The sequence below is a fragment of the Paenibacillus sp. FSL R10-2782 genome, from assembly GCF_038592985.1.
Classification (GTDB): Bacteria; Bacillota; Bacilli; order Paenibacillales; family Paenibacillaceae; genus Paenibacillus; species Paenibacillus terrae_C.
In genome coordinates, this window is record NZ_CP151951.1 from 480,130 (window position 1) to 496,705 (window position 16,576).

Sequence of the window (16,576 nt, forward strand, 5' to 3'; positions counted from 1 at the left end):
TACAGTTATATTTCGTAATATCTACGTCTCATTTTCTATAAAAATGCCATTAATCTCATAGAATAAGAGTGTGGGCACATAGCTGACCAAGCTGTTCGGCGACTTGTGTGGCCCGTGAGACGTCGGAATCGGTGAACACTCTCACATCACGATTACCGAGAAGCAATACACCGTTCGGCAGATCCCCTGTGCTGGAAAAGGGAATAGCCACAGCAGAGTGAAGCTGCTCCGCCAGCATTAACGCACATTCCTGACGCAGACGTATGCTACCAGACAGCAAAGCACTTACGGTCACGGTACGCCCCAAACGAACAGCCATCCCGGCAATGCCATGTCCTACCTTAAAAGAAATACGCCGATAGCGTTCGCTGCGGCTGCCGGAGGCATAATACCATTGCAAGCTACCGCCCGGCTTGGACATGAGCGCAAGTGCTGTGAGATCCACGTAGATATGATCCCTCAACTGATCCAGTGTTTTGCGCATTTCATCCGTTATTTCTAGCATAGAAGACACATCCTTTTTCGTAACAAAACTGTAGCTCTAACTTATTGTAGTTCCAGCAGTTAAAAAAGTAAGTCAGGGAACCCCCTGATCTATAGGTACAGGAAACACTGACTTTTGAACATGCGGGGGAAGGAGTAGGTGGAACGCCGATAAATGAGGCTCTGCTCGATGGCGGGAGTGATATTTGTCACAGCGAATCAGGGAGTAGGAAGCTGTAAAATCAGGTGTTCTCCTGATAACAACTGATGCGTCAAAACATTATGATATAGATATCAGGTAAACACGAGGAGGACAACAACATGCAAGCCACTTGTACGGAACGGTTTGGGAATGAAGTGGAACGCACGGGAATTCAGCTTTTTTTGACTGAGGAACATTTTGGGCTGCTGAAGGATATCATGTCCTGGAAAAAGGTAAAGGCGGGAATTACGCTTTTTAGAGAGGGCGAAGAATCGGAGCAGCTATATTATATACATTCGGGGCATGTTAAGCTTCGCAAGTCGACAGAAGACGGAAAAGAATTGATATTGACCATTCAGCATCAAGGTGACTTGATTGGGGAATTCAGCGGGATAGATGGAGAAGAGTATAGCTGCACTGCAGAAACAGCCGATGCCTGTGAGTTGGGCGTCGTGCGTGTTCAGGATCTGGAATCGCTTCTGACCAAAAATGGAGCGATGGGGCTTCAATTCATTCAGTGGATGGCTATGAAGCAACGAATTATGCAATCACGGTTTCGGGATTTGCTGCTGTATGGTAAAACAGGTGCATTAGCCTCTACGCTAATCCGGGCGAGCAACACTTGTGGTGTAGCAGTGAAGGATGGCATTTTACTAAATATGAAGCTGAGTCACTCCGAGCTGGGCGAAATGATTGGAGCGACACGGGAGAGTGTGAATCGGATGCTAAGCACGTTGAAGGAGCAGGGTACGCTTGATACGCGGGATGGCAAAATAGTCATTCATGACCTCAAGGTGCTGCGCACGATGTGCTGCTGCCCTTCGTACGGCCAATGCGCGCATGAAATTTGCCGACTCTAAAAATATGAACATAAATAAGGCGGAATCCCTGAGGATCCGCCTTATTTATGTCTTCTGACAATCTGCAGTCATACATTATCAATATTTTGCATAATTCGATTCCGAACGCTTAAAGGCACAATATATAGACGAACTCAATCATTTCGATCTTTATATTGCTGATATGGAATCGCTCCTGGAATTTATGCAAAATGCTCCATTTATAATATAAAAAAAGCTAACCAACGCCGTATAGCGGTCAATTAGCTGGGGAGTCGATTATTGATCTATTTCAACCTGTTCTGTCTGGAGGACACTTAAGGCTTGAAGTTTACGTGTAATTTCCTTTTGCCACTTTACATCTCCGACTTGTACCGCAAGATTGAGAAGATCCAAATAATCATCAATATGCAGGGAGGTTCTACTAAAAGCTTCTTTCACTGCGGTCCTGCCTCCTTTGGAGTCCAAATATATTTTTCTTTTAATAATGAGAATCATTATCACTAATTGAACTTATTTATATTATGCCTGTGTTCGAGATAAATTGCAAGTTATGATATGAATGAATTTTGAAGCGTACGAATGAGGGCTTGAAAAAACAAACCCTTCTCCTTAAGTTCACACATTGTTCACTTCTTTTCTATAGAACATAATGAAAAGAACAAACGGGTATTGAGTATTCACCGAAGGAGACATTCGCACAAAGCTTCAACAAGAGGAGGAAAAGGAGTATGGGCAGAACAAAAATGAAAGCGCTATCTATTTTGGTGACAAGCGCCTTGGCATTGACGCTGACAGCTTGTAATAACGGACAGAGCGCAAGTTCGGGGGACTCAGGAAGCAAGGGGGGAGACGCGGTAAGTAAAGAAGTGACAATCACCTTCCAGAACATTAATCCTGATCCTAGCACTCCTTCCTACAAAATGATAAAGGAAATTGTAAGTCAATATGAGCAGAATCATTCGAATGTCAAAATTGAGCTGGATTCGCTGAATACAGATCAACAAAAGTTAAAGCTCAAAACACAGGCAGCGGCGAAGGAAGTTCCAGATATTACGATTGTAAATCCGGCCGCACAGATGAAGCCCTTCGTGGATGCCGGGCTGCTGGCTCCACTGAACGATGTGGCGGATAAAGATGGCTTAAAGAATACATTTCAGGATGGACTGCTCGATTATTATAGTTTCGATAATAAGCTGTATGCTTTTCCAGACGGCAACAATATAGAAGTGGTGTTTTACAATAAAGAGCTGTTCAAGCAGGTGGGAATTCAAAAGCTGCCGACCACCTTTGATGAGCTGATCACTGCGGTCAAGGCGCTGAAGGGAAAGGGGATTACCCCGATTGCGATTGGGGAAAAGGATTCGTGGACCGGATCACTCCTTTTCATGAATATTTTGCTGCGTACGAATGAAGGACCGAATTTCCTCAAGGATGTGCTGGACGGCAAAAAAACGTTTAATGATCCGGCCTTTGTGGAGGCGGTGGATGCATTTCAGGAACTGGTGCAGGCAGGGGCTTTCCCGGATGGAGCTACGTCCATTGACTATAATGCGGGCGGCAATATTTTTAAAACAGGAAAAGCTGCGATGTATATCATGGGCACTTGGGAAACAGGATCTATAGATGCCTCTTCGGTAGCAGGCAAGGTGGGCGCGTTCCAATTCCCGACGGTGAATGGCAAGGGAGATGTGAATGAGTATGTGATTGCGCCGGGCAGTGCGTTTGCGGTATCGGCGAACAGTGAGCATTTGCAGGAGACAAAGGATTTTCTGCACTATTTTATTACAGAGATGCCGAAGATCCAGTTTGATCTGAAAAATGCGATTGGCAGCGGTCAGAAAATGAAAGGTGATTTGAAGGAAGCGGGCTACTCCGAGCTGGCGATTAACCTCAATGAGCTGTTCAAAAATGTGAAAGGCGGCGACCTCGCATTTGATAATACGATGAATCCAGCTATCGCGCAGGCGCATCTGAGCAGTATTCAAAACCTGTTCGTGCAAAAAGAAGACTCTGCACAGGTTGCCAAGGAGCATCAGAGCGCTTTTGAAGCGAACAAATAAGTGAGGATTCTGCAAAAATCCAATAAGCGATTTCCAACGAACAATATATAGATCGAAATGGCCTAGTTCGTCTAATATTGCACTTTGGAGCGACTGGAATCGGATTTTGCAAAATCCTGAAGTTGTAGCTTAACAGGGGAGGGACACATCAGTTCCTTCCCTAATTTGGGATAACCATGAGCTGCGCATCTTTAGAAGATGTTCAGAAAAAACATAAAGGAGATGGGAGCATGAATGTATTGAAGGTGCCGGCACGCACCATTGCCGTATTTGTGCTGCCCTGCCTGCTGCTGTACACCTGTATGGTGTTTGTTCCGATTCTGGTGTCGGTGTACTGTGGACTGCTGGATTGGAACGGAATATCTGAGGCAAAGTTTGTGGGGCTGGCGAATTTCGAGCGAATTTTTACAGCCGATCCGGTGTTCTGGCCGTCTGTGAAGCGGACGATGATGTTCGCTGTGTTTTCCATGCTGGAAATTCCGTTCTGCCTGCTGCTGGCTATTTTGCTTAATCGCTATGTGCGTAAGGCGAATACGCTGGTTACGATGTATTTTCTGCCGGTCATTCTGTCGGTGGTTATTATCGGGCAGCTGTGGAAGACGATTTATAATCCGGCCTCGATGGGTGGGATGCTGAACGGTATTTTGATGTCGGTCGGGCTGGAAGGCTGGACACGCTCATGGCTGACAGAACCGCAGATTGCTATGTACGCTCTCTATTTTGTATCGTTGTGGCAGTATTTTGGCTATCATCTGCTGATTCAGTTTACCGGGGTGCAAAATATTCCGAATGAACTGTACGAGGCAGCCAAAATGGATGGAGCTGTAGGGTTTAAAGCAGACCGTTATATTACGCTGCCGCTCATTGTGCCTATTTTCAAAATATCCATTGTATTGGCCTTTATCGGTTCTTTGCAATCGTTTGATCTGATCTGGGTGATGACGGGTGGAGGGCCTGCTCATGCAACGGATACGGTGTCTACGTATATGTACAACATGTCCTTTTTGTCCATGAAATATGGATATGGCAGCGCATTGGCTTCGTTTCTCGTGATTATCTGTTTGTCATTTACAATTGTGATAAATTTTGTTTTCAAACGAATCGAAAATAAGGTAAGCTAAGGGGGATGAAGCTGTGAACACCATGAAAAAAACATGGGTCTTTTCCTTGCTGGCGGTTTTGATTGTCACGCAGCTGTACCCACTCTTCTGGCTGCTGACCTATTCGTTGAAGACGAATGAAGAAATTTTGAGTGCAAGCTTCTTTGCCCTCCCTCAAGTGCCCCAGTGGCACAACTATCAGGAAGCTTATGAATCAGGGAGCTACTTGCGCTATTTGGGAAACAGTGTGCTGGTGACCGGGGTTACGATGCTATTCGTCATTTTGCTAAGCTCGATGACTGCTTATGCGATTACGCGTTTTCGCTGGCGCTTCGGGGCTGCTGTGCTGACCTTGTTTCTGATTGGAATGATGATTCCGATGCAGGCAACGCTGCTGCCGCTGATGGTGATGTTCAAAAACATCAACATTCTCAATACGTATTTCTCGCTAATTTTACCCTACATTGCTTTTCAGACACCGATTGCGGTTTTCATCCTGTCCGGCTTTATGCGGTCCATTCCCCACGAGATTGAAGAATCCGCTTACATTGATGGAGCGAGTATTTTTCGTATTTTTCGCAGTGTGATCTTACCCATCTCCATTCCGCCGATGATGACGGTATGTATTTTGACCTTTATTAATATCTGGAATGAATACATTATGGCTGCCACCTTTATCTCGTCCGAGAAGCTCAAAACACTCCCTTTCGGTGTCTATACATTCGTCAGCCAGTATTCTGTGAATTACGGCAATATTGGCGCTTTTCTGGTCATGGGGGCCTTACCGGTTATTATTATTTATTTTACCTTGTCCGAAAAGATTACCAAGGGCATGGTAGCGGGGGCGGTTAAAGGGTAGGCGAGCGATTCGAAAGGAGCGCACGGAGGTATGATGCGCCGTTTTCAGTCTATTCACCACCGCTTGTTTATTCTTTTCCTGTTGAGCATGTCCGGTATTGTGCTGGCGATTAGTCTGTTATTTTATAACCGTACTACAGTACAGTACCATGATAAGGTCAGCGAGCTGGCACGTAAAAATGTTTCCCAAACGGCAGGACTGTTCGAACTGCTGCTCAGCAGCTATAACAGTCTGTCCAAATCGATCAGCAACAATATGGATTTGGTTCGTCTGCTAACGACGGATATCGGGGATTTACCCGCCGTCAATTACATCAATGAACGTACAATTACCAATATTCTGGGAGCTATCTATTACTCGCGGGAGGACCTGATTGGCATTCATGTCATCACAGACACAGGCAAGGTATATAACTACGGGAATTATATGAATGTTATTGATGCCGATTACGAACACACTGAATGGTATAAGGAAATTCGAAAGTCAGCGGGCAAAATCGCGTGGCTGGGCGTTTATCCTCACTCTGTCATTGACCAGGTGGAAACCAGACCCGTGTTTGCGTTCGGGCGCCAGCTCTATGATCTGGATGAGCATAAGCCGATTGGTATCGTCCTGTTTGAAGCTGAACCGCGCTCTGTTCTGTCCGCACTCCATAATTTGCGGCTGGGTACCAATAGTCAGGTATATCTGGTAGGCCATAAAAATCGGATTGTGTCGGCTACTTCCTCTGAACCGCCACCGGATCTGCAAAGTCTGGAGCAGCAGGTACCTGAGGAGGATGTCATTGTAAACCGGAGTAATGAGAAGGTTGTAATCGCTTCCAAGTTGCCGTTTGCCGATTGGTCGGTCATTAGTGTGACCCCCAGCGGGGATTTGAACGTGGAGCTGGTGCAAAATCAAAGGTATTTGCTCATCGTGGTGCCTGTACTCATTATTTTATCCGCGCTGATTGCTTCCATCGTCTCCAGACGTATTTCGCTTCCGCTGAAGCGGGTCATTCGGGAAATGAAACGGGTAGAGACGGGGAATTTCCGCCATACGGTGGAGATTGAATCGTATGAGGAAATCAACCAACTGGCGACATCCTTCAACCATATGGTAAGACGGATTGCGGAGCTGATCGAGCTGGTTCGCATATCATCGGTCAGTGAAAAAAATGCCGAGCTGCATGCGCTCCAGACCCAGGTAAATCCCCATTTTCTGTATAATACGCTGGATATGATCTATTGGATGCTGGATGAAAAGGGGCAGGATCAACTCGGGGAAGTGGTGCTTTCCTTATCCCATATGTTCCGCTACAGCAGTCATTGGGAGGAAGGGACCGATGTCAGTCTGCGTGAAGAAGTGGAGCAGATCGGGCATTACCTCACGATTATTCAGGCACGGCTGGAAGGCAGGGTATCCGTAGATATCAGTATTGATGAGCGCTGGATGGGTATTCGTTTGCCGAAAATGACCTTACAACCGTTGATTGAAAATGCGGTCAAGCACGGATTGGAACCTCTTCATGCGAATACAGGCGGCAAGCTGCTCGTCAGGGCAGAGGAATATGACGGTGTTTTAAGCCTGCATATTATGGATAACGGCGGAGGTATGGAGTACGAACGATGGGAGGTGGTTCAGGTTGCTTTGGCAGAACCCGGCAAGCAGACGGGCAGCGGGCAGGCGGGAGGCATCGGCCTGCAAAACCTAAATTTACGGCTACGGCACATGTTCGGAGAAGAGTACGGCCTACGGATCTCTAGCGCACCTGGGGCCGGAACGACAGCCACTGTAAGTGTGCCTCTGCCACAGAAGGAGGAGAAACATGAATATTCTGATAGCTGACGATGAAAGTATGATTCGGCAGGGGATTCGGCGCACCATTGGCCAGGCTCTGCCAGCCTGCGGCATTCATCTCGCTGCTTCCACCGAGGAAGCAGCAGGCATTCTGGCGGAGCATCCCGTGGATATTGTATTGACCGATATTCTGATGCCCGGTATGGATGGTCTGGAATTCATGCGCATTTCCAAGCGAAAGCATCCTCACCTACAGTGGGTTGTTATTTCGGCCCATTCTGACTTCCAATATGCACAAAGAGCAGTAAAGCTGGGTGCCAAAGACTACCTGTTAAAGCCGATCGGCAAAAAAAAGCTGCTGGAATGCATTGAAATGCTGGCGGCCGAAGCACTTGTCGCTTCACAGCAGGCGAACGAGGGCAGGCTTCTCAAGTCCAATATGGTCTATTTGCGTGAAGCTGTTTTTCAACGCTATGCACTTGGACTGGATACTGGGAAGCTCGATATACAGCCGTTTGTGGAAAATTATCCGGAGTTTCATCTCTTCATGGTTCGTATGGAGCCTGATCACAAGCAGACGCACCTGGAGCATTTTATGATTGAAAATGTACTATCCGAGCTGATTGAGGCAGGCGGCAGTGGCTTTGTCGTCAGTCTCGACCGCCATAGCCTGCTGGGCATTGCACGGCTGCGGGATGAGGCAGAGGCGGCACGGCTGGAAACGTTGCTCGAATCCCACTTGAAGCGTTATGTGAAGGTACCGTTACAAATTACGCGTTCGGGGGTTCACCACAATTTTGCGTCCATTCCCGAAGAAGTGGCACGGCTAAGACGAACGCCCGAGGAGATTGCAGCCGCGGCAGTGGACGCCGGAGAATGTCTGCGCAAAGGCATGCATACGGTGGATGTGGCGTTGCAATATATTCGGTCGCATTTTACAGAGGAATTGTCGTTGGAGAAGGTGGCTTCGGTCGTCTTTTTGAATCCGGTGTATTTCAGTCAGTTGTTCAAGCAAAAAACCGGACAAGGCTACAAGGATTACGTTATTTGCTTGCGAATGGAGGAGGCAAAGCGGCTGCTCAGTGATCCTCATCTTCGGCTGGCTGATATTTCCGAGCGGATTGGCTATCAGGACATGCGGCATTTTACACAGGTATTCCGGCGCAAATGTGGAATGACTCCGACCGAGTATCGGCATCAGGGTAAGACGGTATCAACGAAGGAATGAAAGAGGTGCGTCCAGCATAAGGCTGTTTCATGAGTAGAGCTGTAGAGCATCTACTCGGGAGCAGTCTTTTTCGTGTGTCCAGCTTGGAGCTGTTCAACCAATTTGCGAGCCGCATTGGATAAATAACGATCCTTGCGCCATACGACGGCAGGCCGGGTAAAGGGAAACGGCTCCTTAATGGAGAGCGTGCGAAATCTGTCCCCATATTCTTGTCCCAAGCCAGCGTCTGGAATGATGGTAATCCCCATGCCTGTGGATACGAGCGAGAGAATAGTCGATATTTCAGGACAGTCCAGTACGACGCGCGGAGTAAGATGGTGTTCCTGAAATTTGCGGATGACGGTTTCGTATAGCCCGTGTCCTTCTGTTCGGCGTCCCAACAAGAGGTCATAGCTGGCTGCTTCCTGTAACGTAATTTCACCACTCGGATGGCGATCTGCCCATTCACATGGAAGTACTGCAACAAAAGAAACGCCCTCCAGTTCAATCGTATGGTACGAGTTGTCGTTTACCGGAAGCAGCAGCAGAGCCAGATCGACTTTATTTTGATGCAGCAGTTCCTCCAGATGATGTGTGTCTCCGTGTCCTATTTTAACGTATACCTCCGGATAATTCTGATGAAAGCGTCTGAGTTGTTCGGTAATCAGAGACATGCAGGCCGATGAAGTGCCTATGGACAGGGTGCCGGTTACGTTGCTTTCGAACTCTCCAATTTCTCTACAGGTATCCTCCATTTCAGCCAGTAATCGTTTGGCGCGGGTGTATAGTGCATATCCGGCCTCGGTGACCTCCCACTTCTTTCCTTCCCGGTAAATCAGCTTTACCCCAAGCTCGTCCTCCATATTTTTGAGCTGCTGACTCAGCGGAGGCTGGGCCATGTTGAGCGTGCGTGCAGCTTTGGTGATTTGCCCTTCCTCCACAATGACGCAAAAGTAATGCAGATGCTTCATATCCATTGGGGGTTTCCACCTCATTTCTGAACAACGCTTCGATTTGAATACTTTTAAAGTATGCATTACATATATTATATATATTTTTCGTGTGCAAGGAACAGGCGTATAATTTTTGACAGTGATGCATTGGTGAACATACAACGATGGGGTGGAAGGAGGGGACATATGAAGAAAATCATTGTAGGAATATCGGGAGCGACAGGGTCGATCTTCGGTATCCGTATATTGCAACAATTACGGGAGGCCGCAGTGGAGAGCCATCTGGTGTTATCCCCGTGGGCTATTGCGAACATTCCCTATGAGACAGGCTACACGGTGAAGGAAGTGGAGGCCATGGCGGATGCAGTTTATTCGTATAAGGATCAGGCTGCGCGTATTTCCAGCGGCTCCTTCCGGGTAGATGGCATGATCGTCGCTCCTTGCAGTATGAAGACGCTCGCCTCTATTCGTATCGGTATGGCGGACAACCTGCTCACCCGATCAGCGGATGTAATGCTGAAGGAGCGAAAGAAGCTGCTGCTCATGACCAGGGAAACACCATTAAGCAGTATTCATCTGGAAAATATGCTGGAGCTGTCACGTATGGGCGTGATGATCCTGCCGCCGATGCCTGCCTTTTATAATCATCCTGCAAGTATCGAGGAATTGGTGGATCATATTGTTTTTCGCGCATTGGATCAGTTCGGTATTGTCACTACCGCAGCTAAGCGCTGGGATGGAATGAAGCAGGCTGACTCCAGACTGCACCAGAATTGAGAAAACGGAAGACAAAGGAGAATGAATGATGGCTTATAAAGACTTTCGCGATTTTCTGCATACTTTGGAAAAGGAGGGACAATTGCTTACGATCAGCGATGAAGTAAAGCCGGAGCCTGACCTCGCAGCAGCTAACAGAGCGTTAAACAATATGGGGGATAAGACGCCTGCCCTTTTTTTCAACAATATCTATGGATATACGGATGCTCGTATTGCAATGAATGTGATGGGCTCCTGGCCTAATCATGCCCTCATGATGGGAATGCCAAAAAACACGCCGCTCAAGGAGCAGTTTTTTGAATTTGCCAGACGCTATGAACAATTTCCGGTGCCCGTTAAGCGGGAAGAAACCGCTCCTTTTCATGAAGTCGAGATTACAGAGGATATTAATTTGTTTGATATTTTACCGTTGTTTCGTTTGAACCAGGGAGACGGAGGGTTTTATCTGGATAAAGCGATTTTGGTGTCACGCGATCTGGATGACCCGGACACCTATGGCAAGCAAAATGTCGGCTTGTACCGGATGCAGGTCAAGGGCAAGAACCGTTTGGGTATCCAGCCTGTACCGCAGCATGATATTGCGATCCATATCCGTCAGGCTGAGGAACGCGGTGAAAATCTGAAGGTCGCTATTGCTCTCGGATGTGAGCCTGTGATTACCACGGCTGCTTCTACGCCGCTGCTGTACGATCAATCCGAGTATGAGATGGCGGGCGCCATTCAGGGTGAGCCTTACCGTGTGGTCAAAGCCAAGGATGCGGATCTCGATCTGCCTTGGGGAGCCGAGGTTATTCTGGAAGGTGAAGTGTTAGCGGGTGAGCGTGAGTTTGAAGGTCCATTCGGTGAATTTACAGGTCACTATTCCGGCGGCCGCGCGATGCCAGTCATTCAGATTAATCGTATATATCACCGTAAGCAGCCTATATTTGAGCATTTGTACATCGGGATGCCTTGGACGGAAACGGATTATATGATCGGAGTGAATACAAGTGTACCGTTGTTTCAACAGCTCAAGGATGCATTTCCTAATGAAATCGTAGCCGTTAATGCCATGTATACGCATGGGCTGGTCGCTATTATTTCCACGAAAACCCGTTATGGCGGCTTTGCGAAGGCTGTGGGAATGCGTGCGCTAACGACTCCACATGGATTGGGATATTGCAAGCTGGTGATTGTGGTGGATGAGGATGTCGATCCGTTCAATCTGCCGCAGGTCATGTGGGCCTTGTCCACCAAGCTGCATCCGAAGCATGATGCTGTCATTGTGCCGGGCTTGTCTATTTTACCGCTTGACCCCGGCTCTGATCCGGCAGGTATGACGCACAAAATGATATTGGATGCGACGACACCCATAGCACCGGATATTAGAGGCCATTATTCGCAGCCGCTCGATTCCCCGCTCGGTGTAGCGGAATGGGAAAAAAAGCTGAGCCAAATGCTTCGTTAAATATTTTTGAAAATATAGAAAGATTAAAGGAGTGCTGACAGATGCATATTTGTCCCCGTTGTGAATCTAATCGTTCGGAGGTTGTTACCCGTTCGCCAGTGAAAGGTGCCTGGGAGGTCCTGCTGTGTCCTGTATGTATGTTCACATGGCGCACCTCGGAACCGGATAGTATTACTGATCCGGCAAAGTATAAATCGGCGTTCAAGGTAAACCCCCAGGATATTCCGAATGCTGCTCATGTCCCTCCTATTCCAGAGTGGGTACAGGGCCGTTCGTAAGCAGCCGTAAATTGTGGTACTTTGAAGATATAGGCCAAATGTAAAGGGGATTATACTTCATGCAGACACCAAGGATCGGTAAGGAGCTGTTCACGCTGTTGGACGGCAAAAGGTTGGAACGCAAGCAGCATGAAGCGATGATGCTGCTGACGGTCACTGAGGATCAGTGGCCGCATATTGCAATGATTAGCGTGGGCGAGATTGTAGCTCTGGATGAGGGAAATCTGCGTCTGGCACTATGGCCGGGCACGACTACGACGGGCAACATGATTCGTACCGGGAAGGCGACACTGGCGGTGTTCATCGGCGGGAAGGCGCATTATGTCCGATTGTCGCTGGAACACCTGCCAGCTTTGGCCGGGGCCAAGTATTTACGCGAACGGTTTGCGGCACGGGTTTTCGCAGCCAGAGAGGATTCTGCTCAATATGCGGATATCTTGACAGGTGTCACGGTTCGTCTCAAGGAGCCGGAATCGGTGGTAAATCGCTGGAACGAAACAGTGGCAGAATTGTTAATGTAAAGCCATCGGGTTGTGACAAATAATCTTTGTATTTACTGAGTTTACCGTTAAAATAAATGCGGGGGACAAGCGCTTACAAGGAACTCAGGTTGAGCTTGTTGTTGCAGGAAATTTAGAGCGCGAGGGAAAGCTTGTTTCTGTTGAAGCAAAAACAGGAGGAATGAATATGTCTCGTTTTGAAAAGGTAGATCAGTTACTGCAACAATTCGTAGCGAATGGGCCAGCAGGTTGTGGTTGTGCCATTGCACAAAATGGCCAAGTGTTGTATGAAGGGTATCACGGATATGCTGATCTGGAAGCTCGAAAGCCAATCACTGAAGATACTGTGTATCGCTTGTTTTCCATGACAAAGGTTATTGTATGTGCGGCAGCACTTATGCTGTACGAACGCGGACAATTTCTGTTGAATGAGCCTTTGTATGAATATTTACCCGAATATCGTAATCCGTATGTTTTTAAAACTGCTCCTAACGGATACACCTATATGGATAAGGCGGAAACCCCTATTTTAATTAAGCATATATTCAATATGAGTGTGGGTCTTCCTTACGCTTCTCAGTCTTCAGAAACAGGAAAAGCTATGCAGAAGGTCATTACAGCATTAAAGGAGAAGCAGGGGAAATATGACTTGCGCACAGAAATTAAAGCGCTTTCCAAAGTTCCGCTTGCCTTTGAACCGGGAACACGATGGTTATACGGATATGGACATGATCTTGTTGCAGGTCTTATTGAAGTCATTTCTGGAAAATCATTAGGACAATTCCTAAAGGATGAAATTTTTGATCCGCTTGGCATGAACAATACAGGTTACCGTTATCGTGGAGACATTGAATCTCGTATGGCCTCTTTTTACCAACGGACAGACACCGGAGAGCTTGAAAAAATTGAGGGTTTCTTGGACGAGCACCATCAGCCAGACGCTGTATATGAAAGTGGAGGGGTTGGTTTGTATTCGACAGTTAAAGAGTACCTTACATTTTTACAAATGCTGTCAAACGGTGGCATGGTAGACGGTGTAAGGCTATTGGGGAGAAAAACCATTGATTTAATGCGCACCAATCATCTGAATACAGCCCAACTATCTGATTTTACGAATTCATATCATACAGGTTATGGTTACGGACTGGGCGTGCGCACATTAATTGATAAGGCGGCTGGACATGCAAACAGCTCTATTGGAGAATTTGGCTGGACGGGAGCAGCAGGCACTTGGGCTTCTATAGATCCAAGCGAGCAGTTCTCCGTCGTTTATATGCATCAGCTGGCCCCAAATATGGAAGAATACCATCATTTGAGGCTTCGTGCAGCAGCTTATAGCTGCTTGTAAAAGTGAGATTATATATAACGATTTAATCTTTGTCAGTACCGATTCTAGTTAATAAGGACCAAGTTTTCTCCAAAACCTAAACTATTCTTTTCCACATGTCGAAATAAAACGTAGGTATAAGGATTTTGCGAAATTCTTAATTTTAAGTTTCGAAATGGGAGGGAATTAGATTTTGAAGAATAGGTGGTCTGGTTTTCTGGCGTTGGTCATCCTGATCTCAAGTTTTACATCATATGCAGGGTTTGCATTCGCGGCTGATCCGGTGCTTTCCAAGATTGTTCTTTCCTCTAACGAGGTAACTGTGCAGCAGGGCGATACATCTGCGATAACGGCTACGGCTGTTTTTAGCGATGGGACAACCTCAAATGTAACTGTAAGCACGGATTGGAAAAGTGATAATACCGCTATTGCTACGGTATATAACGGTACGGTTTCAGGTAAGGGCGAAGGGGAAGCAACTGTGGTTGCGACCTATAAAGATAAGATACAATCGGTTCAGGTACATGTAACGAAAAAGGTTAAGGCGCTCACATCCAGTGTGCAAAGTCTGAGCTTGCGTTCAAGCGGCACAGGACAGGTCGATCTGACAGCGACGTACAGTGATAACACGACAGCTCAGGTATCGGGTGATGCGACTTGGACCTCGGATAATCAAAAGGTGGCTACTGTTGTTAACGGATTGGTTACCGCTCAGGGAGCAGGTACAGCCAATATTAAGGCTGTATACGGTCAACAAACCGTAACGATTGCTGTGCAGGTGGAGCAGGTTAAGCGTCTGGATGCCAGTTCATCAGAAGTTTCTCTTTTGTTGAAGGATACCGAAAAGGTAAAATTGACAGCGACCTTCCCGGATGGAACGGTGCAGGATGTTACTGAGTCCGCCGAGTGGAGCTCCAGCAATGCAGCCGTAGCGGATGTGCTGAAAGGCACCATTACTGGCTACAGCGCGGGTAAAGCGACGATTACAGGTAAATACGGTACGATGTCTGCTACCATTTCAGTGGATGTCGATCAAACGAATAAGCTGAAAGCTAGCGAATCCAATATTTTTCTCCGATTGGATGAATCCAAGAAAATACAGGTTTCCGCTGTTTACCCGGATGGAACGGTAACGGATGTTACAGACAAAGCTGCTTGGACATCAAGCGATGAGAAAATTGCGACGGTGAATAAAGGAACGATTATGGCAATTGGAGCGGGTTCAGCTACGGTGACCGCTAAGTATGGTGATAAGACAGTTTCGATTAAAACGGACGTTGAAACCTCCAGATATCTCGATTTGAGTGAGGACAAGCTGAGCCTGAGCGCCAAGGAAACCAAAAAGCTCAAGCTGACCGCTACGTATGTAACAGGTACGGAAGAAGATATTACAAGCAAGGCAGATTGGAAATCCAGCAATGAAGATATTGCATTTGTCAGTAAGGGCGAAGTAACGGGCTATAAAACAGGTGAGGCCACGATCACAGCTTCCTATGGTGGCAAAACGGTCACAGCGAAGGTATCTGTGAATGTGCCTGGTGACCTGTCCCTGTCCTCCAAAACAGCAACGATTGATATTGATGAGGATTATGTTGCTACTCTGACCGCTACGTATGCGGATGGTCGTAAGGAAGATGTGACACAGGATGCAGAATGGACTTCAAGTGCGGAAGATGTTGCTTCCGTATCCAAAGGAACAATTACGGGTAAAGCAGCGGGTAAGGCGGTTGTTACCGCCACTTATAATGGCAAAAAGCTGACCATTAATGTACAAGTCGGTCTCGTAGACCGTTTGGAAACAGACACACGCGTGATTGCGCTTGGTGCCCAGGAAACGAAGCAGTTGAAAGTAGCAGGCGTCAAGAGCGGCGGTACAAAAACAGATGTAACCAAGGATGCTACCTGGACTACCAGCAATGTGAAGGTGGTCGAGGTTAGCGAGGGCTTGATCAAAGCGAATGGCAGTGGCAAGGCTACTGTTACAGCTTCTTATGGCAAGCAAAGCATTACATTTACAGTAGAAGTGGATGTAGCGCAACAGATTGAGGCGGATGCTATCGCGTTATCGCTTAAATCCGGGGATCAAAAAACCATCGCAATTGTGGTCAAATCCAGTGATGGCAAAGAAAAGGACGTTACGGCCCAAGCCGAATGGAAAACGATGAATTATAAGGTAGCTACAGTCAAAAAGGGCCAGGTTACCGCGGTAGGCTACGGTAAAACCAATATTCAAGCGAAGTTTGGCGGGAAATATATCACCGTACCTGTGGATGTCGATACGCTTAAATATTTGCAAACCGACGAAGTCTCGTTGAATTTGAAAGTAGGACAAGTAGCTAAGGTTACGGCTACAGCTACGTATAAGGATGAGTCGGAGAAGGATGTATCCAAGCCAGCAGTCTGGTCCTCGTCCCGAATTATTGTTGCTACAGTCAAAGATGGCAGCATTAAGGCACAGGGTAAGGGTAAAGCTGTAATTACCGTGAAATATGCAGGAAAAACAACGAAGGTACAGGTGAACGTTCAGTAGGAAAAAAGGGGTGTCCCAAAAGCCATGGAAATGGCAATGGGGCGCCCCTTTGCTATGGAGAAGGATTTTCGTTGGCACTCAGATGGACGCTTCGTGAACGGACCGTTGTTGCAATCGCTGTGGTGCCCAGATTTTTACTATTCCCCTTAGTGGTGAAAATCCGGGCACAAAGGCGACCACTTTCGCTTTTCCACAATCGTTCCGTCCTCTCCGCTTCTTTAAGCGAAAAAGG

At 47.2% G+C, this 16,576-nt stretch carries 15 protein-coding genes; 12 read left to right on the plus strand and 3 right to left on the minus strand.

Translation table 11 applies throughout. From position 1 onward, the window contains the following. Positions 1–55: 55 nt before the first annotated feature. Complete coding sequence (locus NST83_RS02175) at positions 56–505, minus strand: GAF domain-containing protein (protein ID WP_342416395.1); 450 nt, start codon at positions 503–505, stop codon at positions 56–58. A 299-nt stretch (positions 506–804) separates the two neighbouring features. On the opposite strand from NST83_RS02175, the gene NST83_RS02180 reads away from it, so the two are divergent. Further along, positions 805–1,545: a Crp/Fnr family transcriptional regulator gene (locus NST83_RS02180; protein WP_342416396.1), complete on the plus strand. Its 741-nt coding sequence runs from the start codon at positions 805–807 to the stop codon at positions 1,543–1,545. A gap of 258 nt (positions 1,546–1,803) precedes the next feature. Here NST83_RS02180 and NST83_RS02185 read toward each other — a convergent pair whose 3' ends face one another. Beyond that, a complete protein-coding gene (locus NST83_RS02185; protein ID WP_170970762.1) occupies positions 1,804–1,965 on the minus strand; it encodes a hypothetical protein in 162 nt (53 codons plus the stop codon). 290 nt (positions 1,966–2,255) lie between these two features. On the opposite strand from NST83_RS02185, the gene NST83_RS02190 reads away from it, so the two are divergent. The 5 genes from NST83_RS02190 to NST83_RS02210 all read left to right on the plus strand — a co-directional run bounded on the left by NST83_RS02190 (position 2,256) and on the right by NST83_RS02210 (position 8,553). Beyond that, positions 2,256–3,587: an extracellular solute-binding protein gene (locus tag NST83_RS02190; RefSeq protein WP_342416397.1), complete on the plus strand. Its 1,332-nt coding sequence runs from the start codon at positions 2,256–2,258 to the stop codon at positions 3,585–3,587. Between the two features lie 230 nt (positions 3,588–3,817). Beyond that, positions 3,818–4,708: a sugar ABC transporter permease gene (locus tag NST83_RS02195; RefSeq protein ID WP_137061314.1), complete on the plus strand. Its 891-nt coding sequence runs from the start codon at positions 3,818–3,820 to the stop codon at positions 4,706–4,708. A gap of 13 nt (positions 4,709–4,721) precedes the next feature. Further along, entirely contained in the window at positions 4,722–5,546 is an 825-nt protein-coding gene (locus NST83_RS02200; RefSeq protein ID WP_342416398.1) for a carbohydrate ABC transporter permease, read from the plus strand. A gap of 30 nt (positions 5,547–5,576) precedes the next feature. Beyond that, positions 5,577–7,373 carry a sensor histidine kinase gene (locus NST83_RS02205; protein ID WP_342416399.1) on the plus strand — a complete coding sequence of 599 codons (1,797 nt, stop codon included), beginning with the start codon at positions 5,577–5,579 and terminating at the stop codon, positions 7,371–7,373. Further along, positions 7,354–8,553 carry a response regulator gene (locus NST83_RS02210; protein ID WP_342416400.1) on the plus strand — a complete coding sequence of 400 codons (1,200 nt, stop codon included), beginning with the start codon at positions 7,354–7,356 and terminating at the stop codon, positions 8,551–8,553. The genes NST83_RS02205 and NST83_RS02210 overlap by 20 nt, the downstream gene beginning before the upstream one ends. A gap of 50 nt (positions 8,554–8,603) precedes the next feature. On the opposite strand, the gene NST83_RS02215 is transcribed toward NST83_RS02210, so the two are convergent. Continuing rightward, positions 8,604–9,509, minus strand: coding sequence for a LysR family transcriptional regulator (locus NST83_RS02215; protein ID WP_342416401.1), 906 nt, complete (start codon positions 9,507–9,509; stop codon positions 8,604–8,606). A gap of 162 nt (positions 9,510–9,671) precedes the next feature. Between NST83_RS02215 and NST83_RS02220 the strand changes: the two genes are divergently transcribed. From NST83_RS02220 to NST83_RS02245, 6 genes are all read left to right on the plus strand, one after another. Further along, positions 9,672–10,262, plus strand: a complete 591-nt coding sequence (locus NST83_RS02220; RefSeq protein ID WP_137061319.1) for a UbiX family flavin prenyltransferase — start codon at positions 9,672–9,674, stop codon at positions 10,260–10,262. Between the two features lie 28 nt (positions 10,263–10,290). After that, positions 10,291–11,709: a non-oxidative hydroxyarylic acid decarboxylases subunit C gene (locus tag NST83_RS02225; protein WP_137061320.1), complete on the plus strand. Its 1,419-nt coding sequence runs from the start codon at positions 10,291–10,293 to the stop codon at positions 11,707–11,709. Between the two features lie 41 nt (positions 11,710–11,750). Beyond that, positions 11,751–11,987 (plus strand): non-oxidative hydroxyarylic acid decarboxylases subunit D, encoded by a 237-nt coding sequence (locus tag NST83_RS02230; RefSeq protein WP_342416402.1) that lies wholly within the window; start codon positions 11,751–11,753, stop codon positions 11,985–11,987. 59 nt (positions 11,988–12,046) lie between these two features. After that, the gene (locus NST83_RS02235; protein ID WP_342416403.1) at positions 12,047–12,508 is read left to right on the plus strand and encodes a pyridoxamine 5'-phosphate oxidase family protein; all 462 of its coding nucleotides are present in this window, start codon (positions 12,047–12,049) and stop codon (positions 12,506–12,508) included. A 166-nt stretch (positions 12,509–12,674) separates the two neighbouring features. Beyond that, positions 12,675–13,835, plus strand: coding sequence for a serine hydrolase domain-containing protein (locus tag NST83_RS02240; RefSeq protein WP_342416404.1), 1,161 nt, complete (start codon positions 12,675–12,677; stop codon positions 13,833–13,835). 172 nt (positions 13,836–14,007) lie between these two features. Further along, positions 14,008–16,344 carry an Ig-like domain-containing protein gene (locus NST83_RS02245; protein WP_342416405.1) on the plus strand — a complete coding sequence of 779 codons (2,337 nt, stop codon included), beginning with the start codon at positions 14,008–14,010 and terminating at the stop codon, positions 16,342–16,344. Positions 16,345–16,576 lie beyond the last annotated feature (232 nt).